This is a genomic window from Petrotoga sp. Shatin.DS.tank11.9.2.9.3, assembly GCF_003665005.1.
Classification (GTDB): domain Bacteria; phylum Thermotogota; class Thermotogae; order Petrotogales; family Petrotogaceae; genus Petrotoga; species Petrotoga mobilis.
In genome coordinates this window covers 168785-189989 of sequence record NZ_JGVT01000001.1, presented here as the reverse complement: position 1 = coordinate 189989, position 21205 = coordinate 168785, and the positions used below count along the sequence as shown (strand labels likewise).

The following is a 21205-nucleotide window of genomic DNA, read 5'->3' as shown; positions in this document are numbered from 1 at the left end:
GTGATTTTTAATGCAAAAGATTGATTTGAATGTTGTAAAAGTGATAAAAATAAAGGCACGAAACTTTCATGGAAGAATAAAAATTTGCCACGGTGAAACAACATATCTCGAATACGCAGATCAAGACATCAACGTAGAAACTAGCTGGGGATCAGATCGTACAAGTGTATCAATCGATATAGATTATGAAAAAGGTGATTTCTTATCAAAGTTCTTTTCTTTCTCTAGAATGTTCCATGAAGTACCTATTAATTTGTACATAGGAGATCAAGTTAACAATATATCGTTAGACTTATCTTCAGCTGATATAGAAACAGACTTGGATTCTACCAACTTATACAATTTAACGATCAAAACTCGATCAGGAGATGTGGATATTAGAGGATCTAATCAAACTAAAACTTTGAAATCTTTAAGGGTGGATACCGGGTCTGGGGATGTAAGTATCGACTTAAGTAACAGTGAGATGGATGAATTAATTTTAAAAGGAGCTTCGGGAGATTTTGAAATTCACAACCTAAACATATCATATGGTGATTTTAGCATGGCTAGTGGCGATGTTCTAATTCAAAACTCTAAAATTGAAAATCTTAAGTTAAGTATGGCTTCCGGTGATGTCTCAATAAAAAATTCAATCGTGAAAGTAGCAAATTTTAAATCAGCGAGCGGTGATATCTCCGTAGATTCCCTAGATAAAGATTTTTACTGTACCGTAAACACTGCTTCCGGTGACATAGATCTAATAGTTCAAGGAAAAGAGAAAATTTATTTAGAAGCTCCAATACACAGATTTTCATCATCTATAAGATCAAACGTCGATTTAGTTCAAAATAATGATTCTTCTACTATGCCAAAGAAAAGAGTTTTAAAAATTAATGTGCTGACAGGAGATATTAGTATTAGAGGAGTAGAAATTCAGGGGAAAAGCATAGATTGGCAGGAAGAAGAAAAAGGTGAAGATGTTTCGCAAGACGATGAATTCTTAACTATTGAAGAAAAAAAGATTTTGTCCTTATTAAAAGAGAGAAAAATATCACGTTCATTTGCAATAGAACTTTTAAAAGAGTTGGGTTACTCTGAAGAACTTGCAGATAAATTTTTAAAGGACAGGGGGGAGTAATAATGCTAGGAAGAATAATATTAGTCGCATTAGGTATTTTAATTGTTTTATCAGTTATTCTCAACGAATTCTTAGTTAGTTTTAACTTGTTAGAATTCTTTTTTACATTGATTTTTCTTGGATACGGATTAAATTTTTTCAAAAAGAGAAATTTAGGAACTTTAGGAAGTCTAATATTTGGAATAATACTGTTGCTAGACACATTTGATTTGTTCCCCACTTCATTAAATTTTTGGGAACTGGTTTTATTGATGATCGCATCTTATATTATTGCTGCTGGATTTAAAGGGCTGTTCCATATTAGAAAGCCCCACTTAAAGATTAACAAATCGATCATATCTGAAAATCTTCCTCCTAAATTTATAGGTGACACACTTGATTTATCAACAGATGTAGACTGGAGCTCTGTAACTATTGACTCTTCTAAGATAGAGACACCTGTAAAAGTAAAAGCTGTAATTGATAATGATATATATTCTTTTAAACAAGAATATGACTCTTCTAAAGTCAATATTTTGAACAAGTTGAAAGTATCAAACATAAAAGTGCCTGAACGGGCAAAGATAACTGTATATTTAAACGAAAATATTAATTACAATTTTCGTGCAAAATTGAACGTTAGTGTAGCTTTTTTTGATTTAAGACAAATTAAAACACAAGAAGTAAGAATCAAATCAACTGCATCTAAGATCACCTTAATACCTTCTCAAAAAGATAATACAACAGTCGACGTGGAATCTGAAGTTTCAGCGATAAACATAAAATTACCTGGGGATGTCGCTTTAGTATTAAACCATGTTGGGGACTTGAACTTCAAAAATGTTGAGCGAATGTATCAAAGAGAAGATGGAACTTATATTTCTGATAATTTCTCGGAGGCATCTTACACTTGTTATTTGAATATTGCTTCTGAAATTTCCCGTTTAAATATTGAATTTATATAATTAATCTTTATTTCTATACAAATTCATATAAAATTTAAATAAATCGGGTAATTTTTTGAATCGGTGGGGCTCTTCAAACATTCTATACAACCATTCTAATCCAAGTTTTTGAAAGAAAAGAGGAGCCCTTTTTGTTATTCCAGCAAATACGTCAAAGCTACCACCAACCCCCATCATAAGCTTAGCTTGTAACGTTTCATAGTTTCGAAAAATAAAGGATTCCTGTTTTGGAATTCCCATCCCTACAAAAAGAAGATCCGCTTTACTATCGTTAATTTTTCGAACTACCTCTCCTTCAGCATTTGCATCAAAATATCCATGGTGATAACCAACTATATTTACCTTGAATTCTTTCTCAATTACTTGAGATGCTTGTTTAACCACATCCTCTTGTGATCCCAGTAAAAATATTCTATAATTACTTATTTGAGACAATTCTAACAAATACTTCATTGTATCTATACCGGGACACCTTTCCGTCTCAATTCCTTTCTTTTTGAGTAATTTGACAATCCCCACTCCATCGGGAATAGAAAAAGATGCTTTACTAATGGCTTTAGAATAATCGTTACCTTTTAAATATTCCATATACATCAACGCATTTAAAGTAACTATCCAAAGCTTCTCTTTTCCTATTTGTTCTTCGATAAAAGAATAAATATCATTTTGACTGCCATAAATCATTGGAATATCTTTCAAAAGGAACTGTCCAATCAATACTTTCACCTCTAAATACTATTTCGAGTCGAAATATTGTATCACAAATAAATTAGAATTTCCAAAAAAATATTATACAAATAAAAAGTTGAGTTATGAAAAATGTTTACACTATAAAAACAAAAATTGACGTTTAATTAACCAAATTCCCTCTCTTTCATTGTATAATACTTTGAACTTTGATGAAAACTTCTCAAAATTAGGAGGAAGAATCATGGAAAAAACTTTACTTAGTCAAGACAAAAATGTTAAGAAATACCTTATCAAATTTTCTAAAGATGAAATTGAAAAAATAGAAGATCAAATCGTTCGAGAAATTAACCAGCATTACACCTTTGAAGGATTTAGAAAGGGTAAAGTCCCCAAACAGGTTATTAAGTTGCGTTTAGGTCCCGATTTCAATAATATGTTGTTAGAAGAAGCCGAACATGAGCTAGATCACAAAATCAGAGAAGAAGAAAATTTACTCTTCCCAATTATTGTTGAATCAAAAGCTCAAGATGAGGAACACATAGAATTTGAAGTTTTACTTCACACCTATCCTGAAATTACAAAAACAGAATTTGAAAATATAACGGTTAAAATCCCTGAATCTAAAGAAGTGGTTGAAGACTTTGTTCAAAGAAGATTGAATGATTTACTGGAGAGCAACGCAATATTAGATCCAAAAGAAGAACCAATACAATATGGAGATTATGTAAGAATTAATTATGATTTAGTAGACGAAAACGGTGAAATAATCAAGTCCAATGAAGAAGAAGAAATAGTAGTAAGAGAAAATGACGAAAGAGAGCTGGTTAAAAACCTTCTCGGGAAAAAATCCGGGAACGAATTTGAATTAGAAAAAGAAGACCAGGGCAAAAAATTGGTTCAAAAAGTGCGAATCGCACAAGCTTATACAAGAAGACTTCCAGAATTGAACGATAATTTCGCCAAAGAGTTGAATATTGAAGTAGAAACATTGAACGACCTGAAAGAGATGCTGAAAAAAGAAGGAGAAGAAGCTGTTAAAAATTGGCAGGATGAATTTGTGATTAACTATATCTTATCTGAGTTACCCAATTATGTTGATATTGATATATCTGAAGAAAGCATAAATTATTATATTGACTCGACAATAAACGACCTAAAAAGCAAGGATAAATACGAAGAAAACTTAAAAAAATTTGAAAATGATGAAAATAAATTGAGAGAAGAAATCAAAAAGAGTGCTTTAAATTGGATTAAAGAGATGGTTGTCATCGAAAAAATATCTTTAGAAAACAACATAAAAGTAGGAAATGAGGAGTTATCTCAAGAAATTAAGAACTTCTCAACTATGTATGGTTTACCTTTCTCTCGCGCTCAGGAAATAATAAGCTCAAATCCCGAACTATCAAATGAAATCCTGTGGAACAAATTAAGAGAAAAAGTTGCCCAATTCATCAAAGAGAAAGTACAAATAGTTGAAATATCAAAAGAAGAGTTTGAAGGTGAAAATGTAACCCCAAACGAAGAACAAAAAGAAGAAGTCATCACTGATGATGAAGCAAGCGAAGAATAGAATAGACTAGACAAAATAAGAATTATATGATAAAATACACTTGAAGTTGAAGGGGACGTGGTGAAGTTGGTTATCATGCCGGTCTGTCACACCGGTGGCCGCGGGTTCGAGTCCCGTCGTCCCCGCCAATTTGGCAACGTAGCCAAGGGGTCAAAGGCGGCGGTCTGCAAAACCGTTATTCGAGGGTTCAAATCCCTCCGTTGCCTCCATTATAACTAAATTATCCCTGTGTATTACTTCTTCAGGACCAACGTTGTCTTTGAACGTAAGAATTTCATTGGTTTTCTTACCAATTATTTCTTTCAATTCCTTTGATGAATAGTTTACCAAACCCCTTCCGATATTTTCTCCTTTTTTATTGGAGACTATCACCAGATCTCCGATGGAAAAATTTCCTGTTAAACTTACAATTCCTACCGCTAACAAACTTTTTCCTTTTAAAAGTGCCTCGCGAGCTCCATTATCCACAATCAATTCTCCTTTTGGCTTTAAGCTGAACTGAATCCACCTTTTCCTTTTGCTCATCTTTTTATCTTTAGGTAAAAAGGTTGTACCGATGTTGAACTTCGTATTTTCAATATTATCAACAGCTTTTGTGATGATACCCTCTTCGTAAGATGGGAGAATTGTTAAAGGTATTCCTGAAGCATTGGAAATCTTTGCTGCTTTTAATTTTGAACTCATTCCTCCAGTACCAAGTTTGCCACTCTTTCCGTTGGCAAGATTTTCAAGCTCGGGGGTAACTTCTTCAACAATATTAATCAGCGATTTCGGGTTCCCTAAATCTTTTAATAATCCTGGAATATCCGAGAGAATGATCAATAAGTCCGCTTCCAACAAGCTTGCAACTTGAGCAGACAAAACATCATTATCTCCTAATTTAATTTCATCTGTCGTTACTGTATCGTTTTCATTTACAATAGGTACTACATCATTTTCTAAAAGTGCATTCATCGTATTGTATGCATTTAAATAACGCTGACGATTAGAAAAATCGTCAGCCGTTAAAAGTATTTGAGCCACTTTAATATTTTTAACTGCAAAAAGATCACGATATTTAGAGATCAACACACCTTGACCAACTGCTGCACAAGCCTGCTTTTCAGTAACAGAATAAGGTTTATATCGGTAACCTAACTCACTTTTGCCAGCGGCTATAGCTCCTGATGAAACAATAATTATATCTTTTTTTCTTTTAAACTTTAATTCAGTCACTTGCTCGACGATTTTATTAATCTTACCAACATTTATTCCATTCTCATCGGCTATTGAACTACTACCAACCTTTATAACTATCTTATAAATTCTATCTTTCAAAAAAATCACCAACCATTCAATTCAAAAATGAAATAATTTTATTTTTTATAGACTCTATGTTACCTTTTCCACCTAAATCCGGGGTTAAACTATCTATATCTTTAACTGTTGAGGAAATAGCGTTTTCGAGTTTTTTTGCTAACTCGTTCAGCTTTAAATAATCTAACAACATAATGGATGAGCTTAATAAGGCGATCGGGTTTGCTATACCTTTATTAGCTATATCCGGAGCACTCCCATGGACTGCCTCAAAGATAGCAGTATCCTCACCAATATTAGCAGCTGGAGCAAGACCCAATCCTCCTATTAAACCTGCAGCTAAATCGGAAAGGATATCTCCGTACAAATTTGGGGCTACAACTACATCAAATTTTTCAGGATTCAACACCAACTGCATTGACATATTGTCAATGATCTTTTCTTCGTACTCTATTTCAGGATATTCATTTGCTACTTTTCTAATAGCTTCCAAAAATAAGCCATCTGTAATCTTTAGAATGTTAGCCTTATGAACAGCTGTGACTTTCTTTCTTTTATTTTCCTTTGCATAATTAAATGCAAAATATGCGATCTTTTCACTTGCGCTTTTTGTTATAACTCTGACGGCACAAGCTGTATCGTCAATCTTATACTCAATCCCTTTATACAAACATTCGGTATTTTCTCTCACTACAACCAAATCGACATTATTGTACTTAGTATTGAGACCCTCTAAACTTTTAACAGGCCTTAAATTTGCATATAAATTGAACCGTTCTCTTAGTGTAACGTTCACACTTCTAAATCCTTTGCCTATCGGCGTAGTTATAGGACCTTTCAAGGCTACTTTATTTTTCCTAATCGAATCGATCACATAATCTGGCAGTGGAGTTCCATATTTTTCAATTACCTTCTCTCCAGCTTCCACTAAATCCCAACTAATAGGAGCTTTCAAATGTTCAAAAATCTCTTCCACTACAGAGGTTATTTCTGGACCTATTCCATCACCTGGAATCAAAGTAACTGTATACATAAAATCACCTACTATTCCATTAATTCTAAAGTACCATATTTTTTGTAATAATTAACCAAACCCCCACTTTGTAAAATCTTTAGCATCACTTTGGGGAGAGATTTAATCTTCAAAATTTCATCTTTGGTAAGATTCTTAACTACACCTTTTTCTAGATCAACAGTCAATAAATCACCTTCTTCTATATTATCAGTTGGAACTTCAACTAAAGGTAAGCCAATATTTATGGAATTTCTATAAAATATTCGGGCGAAAGATGTTGCTATAACAGCACTTATACCAGCATGTTTTATCACTAAAGGAGCTTGTTCCCTAGAAGAACCACAACCAAAATTTTCTCCTGCAACAATGAAATCACCTTTTTTGATTTCATTATAAAAATTTGGCCTTAGATCCTCCATCAAATGAACAGATAATTCATCCATATCGATGGTATTGAATTTGTATTTTCCAGAAATAATGTAGTCGGTGTTCACATCATCACCAAATTTATGAGAATAACCTTTTAATTCCATTATTTATCCTCCCGTTCTAAAAATTAACTTTCACAAATATTTTCGGGGATCCGCTATTTTTCCCTCAATACAAGAAGCCGCCACTGTGGCAGGTGATCCCAAATAGATGAAAGCTTTGTTGTTTCCCATTCTTCCTTTGAAGTTTCTATTTGCTGTAGAAATTACATTCTCACCATCTGAAGGTACTCCATTGTGTGTACCCACACAAGGCCCACAGCCTGGGGCAACTACCGTAGCTCCAGCTTGAATTAAAGTTTGAATTATTCCCTCATTCATAGCTTTTAATAAAGTATCTTTAGATGTAGGAGCCACAATAAGTCTAACACCCTTATGGATTTTTCTGCCTTTTAAAATATTCGCAGCTATTCTTAGATCTTCAATTCTTCCGTTAGTGCACGTACCTAACAAACCTTGATGTATAGGAATACCTTCAACTTCACTAATTGGACTAACATTATCAACGGCATGGGGTTTGGCAACTTGAGGTTCCAAATCGCTGACATCAAATTTGTATATCTTTTCATAATTTGCACCTTCGTCTGATTCGTAATTTTTAAATGGTTTATCAGTTCTTTCTTTTATCCAATTTTCAGCTTTTTCATCAAGTTTCATCAAACCGACTTTGGCTCCCATTTCCACTGACATATTAGAAATGGTAAATCTTGCCTCAACCGATAAATTATCAATAACTGGGCCCTCAAACTCTACAGCCTTGTAAGTCGCTCCATTGGCGGTCATATTCTTTATAACATACAACGCAACGTCCTTAGAATAAATACCTTTTGAAAGAGAACCTTCTAAAACAATTTTTATACTTTGTGGTACCTTAAACCATAACTTACCACTCGCCATAGCAATAGCCAAATCTGTTGAACCGACACCCGTTGAGAAACAATTAAGGGCCCCATAAGTACACGTGTGAGAATCAGCCCCTATTACGATCTGTCCAGGTAGGGCATGCCCTTTTTCGGGCATTAGTTGATGACATATGCCCTCACCGATATCGTAAAACTTGGTACCGTAATTGCTACTAAAATCTCTCATCAATTTATGTAACGCAGAAACCTTTTCACTTGGACTGGGAGCGTTGTGGTCTATTACAAAGGCTACTTTTTCAGGGTAGGCAACCTTTTTAGCTCCAACATTTTCAAACGTCTTAATAGCTAATGGAGTGGTTCCATCTTGCCCCATCATGAAATCAACATCAACTATGACTATTTCCCCCGCTTCAACATCTCTTCCCAAATGATCACTGAATATCTTTTCAGATATTGTTTTGTAAGTTGACATCCTTTATCTTTTCCTCCCTCATTTCGTTGTAAAGATAGATTAACTCTTTATCGAATAAGCTTCTTTTGAGTTGAACAGATAGGGATCTTACCCTTTTTAAAATCTCTTCTCCTTCTTCAGGAGTTAAATCTATTTCGTATTCTTTGAATTTTGCAATAATTGCGTTCCTCCCGGAATGTTTTCCAATAAGTATTTGTCTTTGTAATCCTACTTCTTCAGGAGTGAAGGATTCATATGTTTTGGAGTCCTTTAATACACCGTCTGTATGAATGCCAGACTCGTGAGCAAAAACATTATGGCCTACGATTGTTTTTGATAAAGGAAGAACTCTTCCTGACGCCTTAGCAACGTATTCACAAACTTCTTTTAGTAAGTGAGTTTTTATTCCCAAATCATTTTTGTAAATGTATTTAAGAGCCATCACCACTTCCTCTAAAGCTGCATTACCTGCTCTTTCTCCTAACCCATTTACCGTAACACCTGCGTACTTAGCACCCGCTCTTATTCCTGCCAATGTATTAGCTGTAGCTAAGCCAAAATCGTTGTGAGTATGCATTTCAACATTTATACCAACTTCGTCTATTATTCTTCTGATATGTTCGTAGATGGAAAATGGTTCCATCATGCCAACGGTGTCACAGTATCTTAACCTATCCGCTCCTGCCTCTTTAGCCTCTTTGGCAAACTTTATAAGAAAATCCATATCAGTTCTAGAGGCATCTTCAGCGTTTACAGACACGTACAAATTGTGTTTTTTGGCAAATTTTGTGGCATCTACCATGCTTTTTAATACCCAATCCCTATCTTTCTTTAATTTATGTTTGATGTGAATATCTGAAGTGGAAATAGAAATGGCAACAGCATCAACCCCACAATCAATAGATTCTTCAACATCCTTTATAACTGCTCTATTCCAGCCCATAATTGATACACCTAAGTCTAATTTACTTATCTTTTTTATGGCTTCCTTTTCATCTCCACCCATCGTGGGAATCCCGGCTTCGATCTGATAAACCCCTAACTCTGCTAACATCTTCGCTATTTGGACCTTTTCTTCATTGGCAAATACTACCCCGGCAGTTTGCTCGCCATCTCTTAAAGTTGTATCAACTATATACACGTTACTCACGTTCTTTTGTACGTTCTTCATTCCATTAGATTTAGAAGAATCGTACCCTCCCTCCTTTCAATTTTTGTTTCTATTGTAACTCTAGACTTACATCAAGGTCCTTAAATTTTTCTTAATTATACATTAATTTCAAAAAAATATCAAGCTCATGGAAAAATTCTTATTATATCAAGTCCTTTATTCTCGGGTAGTCCAAACATTAAATTCATATTTTGTACCGCCTGACCACTGGCACCTTTCATTAAATTGTCAATCACGGACATGATTATTAAAGTATTTGTATGTTCGTCCGTTTCAAAACCTATTTGACAGAAATTAGAGCCAGCAACACTTTTAGTAGATGGATATTTTCCAGGTTTAAGAATTTTTATAAAATAATCGTTCTTATAAAATTCTTGGTAAAGATCGTAGACTTCTTTTAGGGTTATATCTGATTTCAAATTACAATAAATCGTACTTAAAATTCCTCTTGTCATAGGAACAAGATGTGGGGTGAAAACAATTTTTACCTCTTCTTGCATTATCTTTGATAACTCCTGCTCTATTTCTGGAATATGTCTATGTTTAGCGACGTTATACGGTTTAGTATTTTCATTACATTCTGAATATAAGTTACTAAATTTAGGTTCATGACCTGCACCCGATACCCCAGATTTACTGTCAATAATTATGTTTTTATCAGTCACAACTCTATTTTTTAAAACAGGGGCAAGTGCCAAAATCACACTAGTTGGATAACAACCAGGATTTCCGATAATTTGAGCGTTTTTTATCTTTTCCCTATATAACTCTGTTAATCCATAGGCTTTATTGTATTTATCATATTCTATTTTTTCTATGTCATCGTTTGAACCATACCATTTTTTGAACACATTAAAGTCATCAAAACGAAACGCTGAACCTAGATCTATCAATCTCTTACCTGCATCCACTACCATCTTACCGATTTCGAAAGTTAGTTCGTGAGGTAAAGTTGAAAATATGATATCGCAAGTAGCAACAGCTTTTTTGAAATTATCACCCTCTAATATCAGATCACAAAATCCGTCGAGTCCTGGATAAACTTCCGAAATTAATTGGGATTCAAAGTGTTTTGATGACAGATAAGTTATCTTAGCATTTGGGTGTTTAGAAAGAATTCTGATTAATTCAATACCTGTGTATCCTGTTGCACCAAGTATACCTACATTCATACATTTTCCTCCCATCTTGCTGCCCCAATTGTTTTACGGCTTTTTAGAATATTTTTTATGTCTAAAACTTCATATACATCCTCATCTATCGACTGACAAAAATTTCTAAATTCCGAAATATTCAGTTCTTCTAATGAAACTTTTTTTGTTATAGCGTACGCAACTAATTTTCCAACTATATCGTGAGCGGTTCTAAAAGGAATCCCTTTTTTGACCAAATAATCTGCCAAATCCGTTGCATTGAGATAACCAAATTTTACAGCCTCTTCCATTTTTTCTTCGTTCACACGCATCGTTTTCAACATACCTATAAATACCTTTAAACAAACTTTTAATGTATCAACTGTATCAAACAGTGGTTCTTTATCTTCTTGCATATCTTTGTTATACGCAAGGGGTAAACCTTTCATAGTTGTTAAAAGGCTAAGCAAATTTCCATATACCCTACCCGTTTTACCCCTGATTAATTCAGCAGAGTCTGGATTTTTCTTTTGTGGCATTATACTACTTCCAGTCGAATATTCATCGCTCAGTTCAACAAAATTGAACTCTTGGCTAGACCAAAGTACTATCTCCTCAGAAAATCTACTCAAATGCATCATTATCAAAGAAGCTATTGATAAAAATTCAACGATGAAATCCCTATCGCTTACTCCGTCAATACTGTTTAGTGAAACCTCTTTAAAGTCTAACAATGAAGCCACATACATTCTATCTATATCGTATGATGTTCCAGCTAAAGCTCCTGAACCTAAAACCAAAACATTCACTCTTTTTAAAGAATCTTTCAACCGTTCTATATCCCTTTTAAACATCTCCACGTAAGCCAACAAATGATGAGAAAATGTGATAGGTTGAGCTCTTTGCATATGTGTGTAACCGGGCATAATTTTGTTTTTATATTTTTTTGAAAGTTCCACTAAAACGACATTCAATTGTTCTAATAAATCTATAATTTTGAATATTTCATTTCGTAAGTACATCCTTTCATCTGTTGCTATTTGATCGTTCCTACTTCTTGCTGTATGAATCTTTTTGCCCACATCCCCTATCTTTTCAACCAACATTTGCTCTACCAATGTGTGCACATCTTCTACCTTTGGAATCTCTTCAAATTTTTCTTCTTTTATTTCTCTTAACGCCCTTTCAATTTGTTCAAACTCTTCTTCAGAAATAATTTTTGCCTTTTTCAACCCTTCCGCATGGGCTAATGACGCTTCTATATCGTAGGGCAATAATCTGATATCAACATTTATTGACGAATTAAATATTTCCATGTCTTCTGCAATTTTTTCTTTAAACCGACCTCCCCATAATTTCATTGTTCTCCTCCTACAGTCGTTTTGTCGTATTTTTGATTTTCAACAAAATGCTTCATCTGATAAGCTCTCATCTTCAAAGGTAGTCCAAACAAGTTTATAAAACCTTCTGCATCCTTTTGGTCATAAATCTTATCTTCTCCAAATGTAGCTAACTCTTCGTTGTATAAAGAATATGGTGAACTTAATCCTGCAGTTATAATATTTCCCTTGTAAAGTTTCAATTTCACAACACCGGTAACCACCTTCTGTGTTTCATCTACAAAAGCATCTAAACTCTCCTTCAACTGAGAGAACCACAATCCATTATAAACAAGATCCGCATACTTTTGTGCCACTAAATCTTTGAATCTTGACGTTTCTTTGTCAAGTACCAAGCTTTCCAGTTCTTTGTGTGCAGTATATAGTAATGTTCCACCTGGAGTTTCATACACACCTCTTGATTTCATTCCAACTAATCGATTTTCTACGATATCTGCAATCCCCACACCATTTATTGATGCAATTTCATTGGCTTTCTTTATCAACTCTACGGGAGAAAGGTCTTCTTCGTTTATCTTCACTGGAATCCCTTTTTCAAATTCTATGGTTACATATTCAGCAACATCGGGTGCTTTTTCGGGTGGAGTAACCATATCGAATAACTCAGCTTTAGGTTCATTCCAAGGATCCTCTAAATCTCCGCCTTCATGGCTTATATGCCATATATTTTTATCTACACTGTATATTTTTTCTTTGGTTATAGATATTGGAATTCCCTTCTTTTGGGCATAGGCAATTTCTTCCTCCCTAGACTTAATTTCCCATATTCTCCAAGGAGCAATAATTTTTATAGAAGGATCTAATGCCTTAATAGATACTTCAAATCTTACTTGATCGTTACCTTTACCCGTACAACCATGAGCAATAACATTTGCACCTTCTTTTTGGGCAATCTCAACTAGTTTTTTTGCCATTAGAGGTCTTGCAAAGGATGTTCCCAAAAAGTATTTACCCTCGTAGATTGCTCCAGCTTTTAAGGTGGGAAAAATATAATCGGTTACAAATTCTTCCACAACATCTTCTACGTAAACCTTACTTGCACCACTTGAAAGAGCTTTTTTCTCGATAACATGAGTTTCTTCTCCTTGACCTACATCAATACATACTGCAATAATTTCACAATCATACTTTTCTTTTAACCATGGTATGATTACAGATGTATCTAACCCTCCTGAATATGCCAATACTACCTTTTCCCCGGTTTTCATAAATAAATCACCTCTTTTTGATATTTGAAAATTTTTTAGTAGATTATGATAATAATCTACATATTCGTTCAAGGACTGTACATTATTTTTCTCAATTTTGCAATTCTTTGTTGCTTCAATTGATTTTTGAGCTGTTTCCAATGCTGTAAATAGAGGAATGCCGTTTTCTAAAGACGTTCTTCTTAATTTGAATCCAAAGTTGGATACGTTTTTACCTTTTGTAGGTAAATTAATAACCATTGAAAAATAACCTTTCTTTACTAACTCTAATGATTTTTGGTGATCTATCTCTTTTATTGTAATATCCATCAATTTGAAGGCTTCTGCTGTCCCAGTAGTTCCCCACAATTCGTATCCACAGCTTTGAAGATATTTAACAAAACTTTTACTTCCACTCACTTCTTTTTCTGGAAATGATAATAGTACATTACCAGTAGAAGGAACATCCAAATGAGCACTTTTAAAAGCCTTATACATCGCATTATGATAGTCGAAATCGATGCCAAGAGTTTCCCCTGTAGATTTCATCTCTGCACCTAAGGCAACTTCAACACCTGGCAATTTTTCTAATGAAAATATTGGCGCTTTAACCACCGTATATGGGATTTTTAGATAAAAAGGTTCATAATACCCAAGTTCTTTCAAGTTATTACCTAATGCAATTTCAACTGAGAGTTTTATCATTGGAATTCCTGTTACTTTACTGATTATTGGAACCGTTCTTGAAGCCCTAGGATTCACTTCAATAACGTAAACTTTTCCCTCTTTCACGATAAATTGAATGTTTATTAAACCCTTAACTTTCACCGCTTTGGATATTTTTTCAACGTATCTCACGATTTCTTTCTCTTCTAATTCTGACAAGCTTTTGGCAGGAAATACAGCAAAACTATCACCTGAATGAATTCCCGCTTTTTCAATATGTTCCATAATTCCAGGAATTAATACATTTTCTCCATCAGAGACGGCATCAACTTCAGCTTCTATCCCTTCTATATATTCATCTATTAGAACTGGTCTATTGGGTGATAAGTCTAAAGCATGTGATAAGTACTCGAATAATTCATCTTCGGAATTAACCTTTTCAATAGATTGTCCTCCTATCACATAAGAGGGTCTAACTAAAAGAGGAAACCCTAAACGCTTAGCAATTTCTCTAGCTTCATCAAATGAAGTAACGTACCCACCACGAGGATGGTTGATCCCTAACTTTTTCAACAACAGCGAAAATCGTTTTCTATCTTCACACAAGTCAATATCCTCATATGATGTTCCCAAGATCTTGATTCCATGTCTTTCAAGTTCTTCGCTTAGATTTAAAGCTGTTTGCCCTCCAAACATGACCATTGTTCCCATTGGATCTTCTTTTTCTATGATATTCAAAATATCTTCTTGAGTAAGGGGTTCGAAGTACAATCTATCACCTGTATCAAAATCTGTACTGACGGTTTCAGGATTGTTGTTTATGATGATTGATTTGATACCTTTTTCTTTTAATGCCCATAGAGCTTTAACTGTACAATAATCAAACTCCACCCCTTGTCCGATCCTTATCGGTCCTCCACCTATAACTATGACTTTTTTTATGTCCTTGTGAACCTCTATTTCGTCCTCTTCACCATAAGTTGAGTACAGGTATTGTGTTACTGAATCAAACTCTGCTGCGCATGTGTCTACCATTTTGTATGACGGAGTAATAGCATAGGTTTTTCTCAATTCTCTAACTTCATCTTCTGGTAAACCTTTTAATTCAGATATTTCTTGATCTGAAAAGCCAAGACCCTTTGCTTTAAGTAAAAGGTCGTAATTCAATTGGGAGAATCTAATAGTATTTTCAAAATCGACGATGTTTTTTATTTTTTCTAAAAACCAGTTATCTATATAAGTGAATTTATGAATATCAAAAACCTTATAACCTCTTCTCAGCGCTTCAGCAATATGAAAAAATCTTTTTTCGTTTGGAATTTGTAAATGTTCTACTAATTCTTCATCGCTCTCTTTTTGAACCTCTTTAATTCTCAAGCCCTTAATTTTCATATCAAGTGAGCGTACTGCCTTTAATAAAGAACTTTCAAAGGTACGCCCAAGTGCCATCGTTTCACCAGTAGATTTCATTTGAGTACCTATCTTTCTATCAGCTTGATAAAACTTATCAAAAGGCCAGCGGGGAATCTTTGTTACAACATAATCTAAAGATGGTTCAAAAAAAGCTGTTGTTTTTCCAGTAACAGGATTTTTTATCTCATCCAAAGAAAATCCTAACGCGATTTTTGTAGCAATTTTTGCTATGGGATACCCTGTTGCTTTGGACGCTAAGGCACTGGATCTACTCAAACGAGGATTCACTTCAATAACTCGATATTCTTCGTTATAAGGATTGAGGGCAAACTGAATATTGCAAGCACCTTCTATCTTTAAAGCTTTTATTATCTTAATGGATGAGTCCCTTAACATTTGATGTTCTTGATCTGTCAACGTTTGAGAAGGTGCAACAACTATACTATCTCCGGTGTGGATTCCTACAGGATCAAAATTTTCCATATTACATACGGTGATGCAATTATCAAAAGAATCTCTAACTAACTCGTATTCGATCTCTTTCCAACCCAATAACGATCTTTCTATTAAGACTTCTTTCATCATACTCTTTTTCAGTCCATTCTCCACAAATTCTATTAACTCCTCTTCGTTGTAAGCAAATCCACCACCTGTTCCTCCTAAAGTGTATGCTGGGCGTATTATCAAAGGATACCCAACTTTGTTAGCAAAGTTTATGGCTTCAGATACTGTCGATACAGTGAGGCTTTCAGCGATAGGTTCTTCAATTTCTTGCATTTTTCTTTTAAATAATTCTCTACTTTCTGCTATTTTTATGGATTCAACCGATGTTCCCAATTCTTGAATATCGTATTTATCGATAATTCCACTATCCTTTAATTGGATAATTAGATTTAAGGCGGTTTGTCCTCCCAGTGTTCCTAAAACCCCATCGGGTTTTTCTTTTTCTATAATGGAAATTAAAGTATCCATTTCAAGGTTTTCCATATAAACTACATCTGCTATTTCTGTATCAGTCATAATAGTTGCAGGATTGTTGTTTACTAATATTACTTTACATCCTTCTTCTTTTAAAGATTTACAAGCTTGGGTCCCTGAATAATCAAATTCTGCAGCTTGACCTATTATTATTGGTCCAGAACCTATAACTAAAACACTTTTTATCTCACGTTTTTTTGACATTGTTGACCTCCCCGGAAGTATGTTCTTAGTTTCTATTGATCAAATCTTTGATTTTTCTAAAAATAAAAGTTGTATCGTGAACCCCAGGCCCACCTTCTGGATGAAATTGGACAGTAAAAATGGGATACTTTTTATGCATAATTCCCTCGATACTTTGATCATTCAAATTGATGTAGGTGATTATTACATCTTTGTTTTTCACTGAATCTTTTTCAACCGTGTAACCGTGGTTTTGAGAAGTGATATAACATTTATTGTTCAACAAATTCTTCACAGGATGGTTGGTACCTCTATGACCAAATTTCATTTTTACAGTGTTAAAACCTAACGCCAAAGAGATTATTTGATGACCCAAACAAATTCCAAAAAGTGGTTTTTCACCTATAAACTCTTTAGCTAAAAGTATTGCTTCTTTTGCCTTTTTTGGATCACCTGGACCGTTGGAGAATAATACTAAATCGGGTTGAACCTTTACTACATCATTTTTAGTACTGTTATATGGAAAAACATAAATATCGTATCCTTCAGATTTAAGCTGGTTCACTATATTTTTCTTAACTCCTAAATCTATCAATGCTACTTTTGGACCGTTCCCTGGAAGTCTATAAATTTCCTTTGTTGAAACACTATCAAGTAAGTTCTGAATGGAAGTTGGAACTTCAAAATCCTTCTCAGTGGTTATCACACCATTCATACTACCTTCTATTCTTAACTTTTTCGTAAGGGCCCTTGTATCTACTTTACTTAAAATAGGTACTTCATGTTGGTCTAAATAATCTAAAAGTGAATACTGAGATGTGTGATGAGAGGGAAATTGACAGTAATCTTTAACTATCAAACCTTTGATGGTGGATCTTTTTGACTGTAAATTCTCTAAATTTACACCATAATTTCCTATCAATGGATAGGTCATTACCAGTATTTCTCCTGCATAAGACGGATCCGTTATTGATTCCTCGTATCCAGTCATAGACGTGTTAAATACAACTTCGCCTTGTCCAAAATCTTTTTTACTTATAATTTCTCCTTCAAAAATGGTAGAATCGTTTAACTTTATAAATCCTTTCATCTTAATACCCCTTTTCTACAAAAACTTCTTCGAGAATATTCATACCCTTGGCTATCTCCTCTTTTGTGATTATAAGAGGAGGGACGAATCTTAAAACATTGTGGTTTAAAAGATTTATCAAAAGTCCTTTTTCCATAGCTTTTTTTACTATATCACTGCCATCTTCTATGTCTAACTTGACTCCGATCATCAAACCTTTTCCCTTAACTTTGTCAATTATTGAATGTTTTTCCTTCATTGCTAATAATTGATTTTTGAAAAATTCACCATTTTCTTTCACCATATTCAGAAAAGATTCTTGTGCAACGTTTTTCATCACAGCCATGCCAACTGCACAGGCTAACGGGTTCCCACCAAATGTTGATCCATGATCCCCCGGTGTAAATACGTCAGCTTTTTCATTCACAACAAGCACACCGATAGGGAAACCACCACCTAAGGCTTTTGCAAGGGTCATCACATCGGGTACCACTCCAGAATGTTCATAGGCAAAAAGTTTTCCAGTTCTTCCTATCCCTGTTTGGACTTCGTCAAAAATCAAAAGAAGGTCGTTCTCATCACAAAGTTTTCTAACTTGTTGAAGATATTCATTTTTTGCTTCGTTTATTCCCCCTTCACCTTGGATAACCTCCAACATTACAGCACATGTATTTTTATCAACAGCCGACTTTAGTGAATTTATATCGTTGTACTCTACGCTTTCAAATCCTTCCAATAGAGGTTCGAAGTTCTTGTGATATTTTGGCTGGGCTGTTGCCGTCAATGCACCGTAGGTTCTTCCATGAAATGAGTTCTTTGCCGTGATAATTTTGTATCTTCGCCCATTGTATTTAGTGTTTCCATATTTTCTTGCTAACTTAATCGCAGCTTCGTTCGCTTCTGTTCCACTGTTGCAAAAAAAGGCACTTTTCCCAAAAGATTTTTCACAAATCATCTTGGCTAACTGTACTTGATTACCATTCCAATAGAGGTTAGAAACATGAACTAATTTGTCAACTTGAGATTTCACTGCTTCTACAATTACGGGGTGAGAATGGCCCAAAACATTGACAGCGATCCCAGCAACAAAATCTAAGTATTCTTTACCGTTTTCATCCCACACCTTTGTACCTTTCCCTTGTACCAAAGTTATTGGAAATCTTGAGTAAGTATTCATTACATACTTTTTATCTTCAGAGATTATCATTATCGTATACCTCCTTCGCTATCATTGTTCCCACACCTTTGTCTGTGTAGATTTCTAAAAGTAAGGCATGGGGAATTCTTCCATCTATTATATGTGCCCTTTTTACTCCATCTTCTAAGGCTTGGATACAACATTTTAACTTAGGAATCATACCGCCAGTGATAAATTGAGAATTCAATAAGTCTTTTGCTTCTCGATATGACAGTCTTGAAATCACACTTTCTTCATCTTCTTTGTTTTTTAAAACGCCTTCCACATCAGTCAATAAAACAAATTTATCCGCGTTCAAAGAGGAAGCAATCTTACCTGCCGCTATGTCGGCATTAACGTTATAAGTTTTCCAATCTCTTCCAATTGCACAAGGTGCGATGACAGGGATATAATCTTTTTCAATTAAATTCAAAATTACTTCCCTATTTACATTCACTACCTTACCAACGTAACCCAAATCCCCTTGGGACAAATCTTTTTCTGCCAACAATAAATTTGCATCTTTCCCACTTAATCCAACAGCCTTTCCCCCAGTTTTATTTATCAACGATGTAATCTCTTTATTTATCTTACCTACCAACACCATCTCAACCACTTCCATAACCTTTTCATCAGTTACCCTTAATCCATTTACAAATTTTGTTTCTATATTCAAATTTGCAAGCATTTTATTGATATCGGGTCCCCCACCATGAACGATAACAGGATTCAACCCAACATATTTCATAAGTACGATATCTTCTGCGACCATCGATTTAATTTGTGGATCTTTCATAGCGTTACCACCAAACTTAATAACAGCTATACTTCCCGCAAATTTTTTTATGTAGGGTAATGCTTCAGCCAAAACTTCTGCTTTAGATATCTCATCAGAGAACTTTTCAACTTTTATCATGTTCTGTACCCTCCATTTATTTCTACATATTTGGAAGTAAGATCACAGCCCCAAGACATGGCACTCTCTTCACCATCTTTTAAATCTACAATAATTTTTAATTCTTTCTTACCTAGAATTTCTTTTGCTTTAACTTCGTTAAAATCTATAAAATGACCATCTTGACAAAGTTGAATCTTTCCTGCAGAACTTTGAAACCAGACATCTATCTTATCAGGATCAAAGTCTGCCCCTGAATAACCAGCGGCTGCTAATACCCTTCCCCAATTAGCATCCTCTCCATGAATTGCTGTTTTGACTAAATTAGACTTGGCTATGGACCTTGAGATCAATTTAGCATCTTCTTTCCTCTTGGCATTTTTTACTTCCACCTCGAAAAATTTAGTAGCTCCTTCCCCATCCATAACGATTTTTTTAGCTAAATTTTCAACTACTTCATAAAGGGCTTTTTGAAATAAATTGTATTCAGAAGAATCTTCTGTAATTTCTTCATTTTTTGCTTGCTTATTTGCCAGAATAAGCACCGTATCGTTGGTACTTGTGTCACCATCAACCGTTATTAAATTAAAAGAATTATCTACAGAGTGCTTTAAGGCCTTATTCAAAGCAGATTTAGAAATGATTGCATCTGTCATGAGGAAAGATAACATTGTAGCCATATTGGGATGAATCATACCTGAACCTTTGGCAACCCCGGTTATTGTGATCTTTTTACCACCAATCACAACTTGGGTGGAATAAATTTTTGGGAAGGTATCTGTAGTCATTATCGCCTGTGCGAAACTTAAAAGATCATCATTTGCTAAATCAATATTTTTTTCAAATGATTCTATGCCGTTTAAAATTTTTTCGATTGGCAATGGAACGCCTATAACACCTGTTGAACTTACAAACACATCTTCTGACTTTAAATTTAAGATCTGAGCGGTTTTTTCTGCCATACTTATTGCATCTGAATATCCTTTTACACCGGTGCAAGCATTTGCGTTACCACTGTTCACAATAACAGCTTGTATTTCATTATTCTTAATATTCTCCATACTCAAAAGAACCGGAGCTGCTTTAACTTTGTTCGTTGTGAAAACAGCTGATGCATTAGCCTTTTTTTCTGAGTATATCAATCCTAAATCTTTTTTGGACTTCTTGATTCCACAATGAATTCCCCAGACTTTAAAACCCAAAGGTAAAACAATATCTTCTTGCATAAATTCTGTACTTTCCATAAACTAACCTCCCTCTATTTTTTGACTCACTGACTTTAGAAATTCTAAAAAAAAACGGCCACATCTTAAAAGATGTAGCCGCATGGATTAAAACTAAATTAGGAGAATAACTATCTCCAACCTCATAAGCACCCATTACCGGTGCTTATGATCCACCGGCTACATGGGCGCCTCCTATCGTTATTTAAATTCATTTGATTATAATAAATGAAATTTTTTTCACAATTAGTCATAAATTCAAAAAACTCCTTC

General features: G+C 34.4%; 15 protein-coding genes, 2 tRNA genes and 1 pseudogene. 5 read left to right on the top strand and 13 right to left on the bottom strand.

Annotation, left to right across the window (positions count from 1 at the left end; all coding sequences use genetic code 11):
- The first annotated feature begins 10 nt into the window (after positions 1-10).
- Positions 11-1120 carry a DUF4097 family beta strand repeat-containing protein gene (locus tag BZ25_RS00830; protein WP_012209501.1) on the top strand — a complete coding sequence of 370 codons (1110 nt, stop codon included), beginning with the start codon at positions 11-13 and terminating at the stop codon, positions 1118-1120.
- Between the two features lie 2 nt (positions 1121-1122).
- A complete protein-coding gene (locus BZ25_RS00825; RefSeq protein ID WP_121515388.1) occupies positions 1123-2064 on the top strand; it encodes a hypothetical protein in 942 nt (313 codons plus the stop codon).
- Here BZ25_RS00825 and BZ25_RS00820 read toward each other — a convergent pair whose 3' ends face one another.
- Positions 2065-2790, bottom strand: coding sequence for a WecB/TagA/CpsF family glycosyltransferase (locus BZ25_RS00820; protein ID WP_369974001.1), 726 nt, complete (start codon positions 2788-2790; stop codon positions 2065-2067).
- A 205-nt stretch (positions 2791-2995) separates the two neighbouring features.
- On the opposite strand from BZ25_RS00820, the gene tig reads away from it, so the two are divergent.
- From tig to BZ25_RS00805, 3 genes are all read left to right on the top strand, one after another.
- Positions 2996-4324: a trigger factor gene (tig, locus tag BZ25_RS00815; RefSeq protein WP_041534145.1), complete on the top strand. Its 1329-nt coding sequence runs from the start codon at positions 2996-2998 to the stop codon at positions 4322-4324.
- 51 nt (positions 4325-4375) lie between these two features.
- Positions 4376-4452 (top strand) — tRNA-Asp (locus BZ25_RS00810).
- A gap of 4 nt (positions 4453-4456) precedes the next feature.
- Positions 4457-4533, top strand: a tRNA-Cys gene (locus tag BZ25_RS00805).
- Positions 4534-4546: 13 nt separating this feature from the next.
- On the opposite strand, the pseudogene proB reads toward BZ25_RS00805, so the two are convergent.
- The 12 genes and pseudogenes from proB to argJ all read right to left on the bottom strand — a co-directional run.
- Positions 4547-5650: pseudogene (gene proB / locus BZ25_RS10615) on the bottom strand (glutamate 5-kinase); the annotation flags it as partial.
- A gap of 7 nt (positions 5651-5657) precedes the next feature.
- The gene (locus tag BZ25_RS00795) at positions 5658-6653 is read right to left on the bottom strand and encodes an isocitrate/isopropylmalate dehydrogenase family protein (protein WP_121515387.1); all 996 of its coding nucleotides are present in this window, start codon (positions 6651-6653) and stop codon (positions 5658-5660) included.
- A gap of 11 nt (positions 6654-6664) precedes the next feature.
- A complete protein-coding gene (locus tag BZ25_RS00790; protein WP_012209495.1) occupies positions 6665-7168 on the bottom strand; it encodes a 3-isopropylmalate dehydratase small subunit in 504 nt (167 codons plus the stop codon).
- Between the two features lie 30 nt (positions 7169-7198).
- Positions 7199-8458, bottom strand: a complete 1260-nt coding sequence (locus BZ25_RS00785) for a 3-isopropylmalate dehydratase large subunit (protein WP_121515386.1) — start codon at positions 8456-8458, stop codon at positions 7199-7201.
- On the bottom strand, positions 8433-9608 hold the full coding sequence (gene nifV, locus BZ25_RS00780) for a homocitrate synthase (protein WP_121515385.1): 1176 nt from the start codon (positions 9606-9608) through the stop codon (positions 8433-8435). Before nifV ends, BZ25_RS00785 begins: the two co-directional genes overlap by 26 nt.
- Before the next feature lie 125 nt (positions 9609-9733).
- Positions 9734-10780, bottom strand: coding sequence for an N-acetyl-gamma-glutamyl-phosphate reductase (gene argC / locus BZ25_RS00775; RefSeq protein WP_121515384.1), 1047 nt, complete (start codon positions 10778-10780; stop codon positions 9734-9736).
- On the bottom strand, positions 10777-12102 hold the full coding sequence (gene argH / locus BZ25_RS00770) for an argininosuccinate lyase (RefSeq protein ID WP_121515383.1): 1326 nt from the start codon (positions 12100-12102) through the stop codon (positions 10777-10779). The genes argC and argH overlap by 4 nt, the downstream gene beginning before the upstream one ends.
- The gene (gene carB, locus BZ25_RS00765) at positions 12099-16589 is read right to left on the bottom strand and encodes a carbamoyl-phosphate synthase (glutamine-hydrolyzing) large subunit (protein WP_121515382.1); all 4491 of its coding nucleotides are present in this window, start codon (positions 16587-16589) and stop codon (positions 12099-12101) included. The genes argH and carB overlap by 4 nt, the downstream gene beginning before the upstream one ends.
- A 25-nt stretch (positions 16590-16614) precedes the next feature.
- Positions 16615-17658, bottom strand: a complete 1044-nt coding sequence (carA, locus tag BZ25_RS00760) for a glutamine-hydrolyzing carbamoyl-phosphate synthase small subunit (RefSeq protein WP_121515381.1) — start codon at positions 17656-17658, stop codon at positions 16615-16617.
- Between the two features lies 1 nt (position 17659).
- Complete coding sequence (locus BZ25_RS00755) at positions 17660-18844, bottom strand: acetylornithine transaminase (RefSeq protein WP_121515380.1); 1185 nt, start codon at positions 18842-18844, stop codon at positions 17660-17662.
- Entirely contained in the window at positions 18831-19730 is a 900-nt protein-coding gene (gene argB, locus BZ25_RS00750) for an acetylglutamate kinase (RefSeq protein WP_121515379.1), read from the bottom strand. Before argB ends, BZ25_RS00755 begins: the two co-directional genes overlap by 14 nt.
- Positions 19727-20923 (bottom strand): bifunctional glutamate N-acetyltransferase/amino-acid acetyltransferase ArgJ, encoded by a 1197-nt coding sequence (gene argJ / locus BZ25_RS00745; RefSeq protein ID WP_370035250.1) that lies wholly within the window; start codon positions 20921-20923, stop codon positions 19727-19729. The genes argB and argJ overlap by 4 nt, the downstream gene beginning before the upstream one ends.
- Positions 20924-21205 lie beyond the last annotated feature (282 nt).

Bases quoted from the DNA above. Each gene is read 5' to 3' on its own strand.
- argC (WP_121515384.1), bottom strand. From the start codon at position 10,780: ATGAATGTAGGTATACTTGGTGCAACAGGATACACAGGTATTGAATTA.
- carB (WP_121515382.1), bottom strand. From the start codon at position 16,589: ATGTCAAAAAAACGTGAGATAAAAAGTGTTTTAGTTATAGGTTCTGGA.
- argH (WP_121515383.1), bottom strand. From the start codon at position 12,102: ATGAAATTATGGGGAGGTCGGTTTAAAGAAAAAATTGCAGAAGACATG.
- argB (WP_121515379.1), bottom strand. From the start codon at position 19,730: ATGATAAAAGTTGAAAAGTTCTCTGATGAGATATCTAAAGCAGAAGTT.
- BZ25_RS00830 (WP_012209501.1), top strand. From the start codon at position 11: ATGCAAAAGATTGATTTGAATGTTGTAAAAGTGATAAAAATAAAGGCA.
- BZ25_RS00825 (WP_121515388.1), top strand. From the start codon at position 1,123: ATGCTAGGAAGAATAATATTAGTCGCATTAGGTATTTTAATTGTTTTA.
- BZ25_RS00755 (WP_121515380.1), bottom strand. From the start codon at position 18,844: ATGATAATCTCTGAAGATAAAAAGTATGTAATGAATACTTACTCAAGA.
- BZ25_RS00790 (WP_012209495.1), bottom strand. From the start codon at position 7,168: ATGGAATTAAAAGGTTATTCTCATAAATTTGGTGATGATGTGAACACC.
- BZ25_RS00795 (WP_121515387.1), bottom strand. From the start codon at position 6,653: ATGTATACAGTTACTTTGATTCCAGGTGATGGAATAGGTCCAGAAATA.
- carA (WP_121515381.1), bottom strand. From the start codon at position 17,658: ATGAAAGGATTTATAAAGTTAAACGATTCTACCATTTTTGAAGGAGAA.
- nifV (WP_121515385.1), bottom strand. From the start codon at position 9,608: ATGAAGAACGTACAAAAGAACGTGAGTAACGTGTATATAGTTGATACA.
- BZ25_RS00785 (WP_121515386.1), bottom strand. From the start codon at position 8,458: ATGTCAACTTACAAAACAATATCTGAAAAGATATTCAGTGATCATTTG.
- tig (WP_041534145.1), top strand. From the start codon at position 2,996: ATGGAAAAAACTTTACTTAGTCAAGACAAAAATGTTAAGAAATACCTT.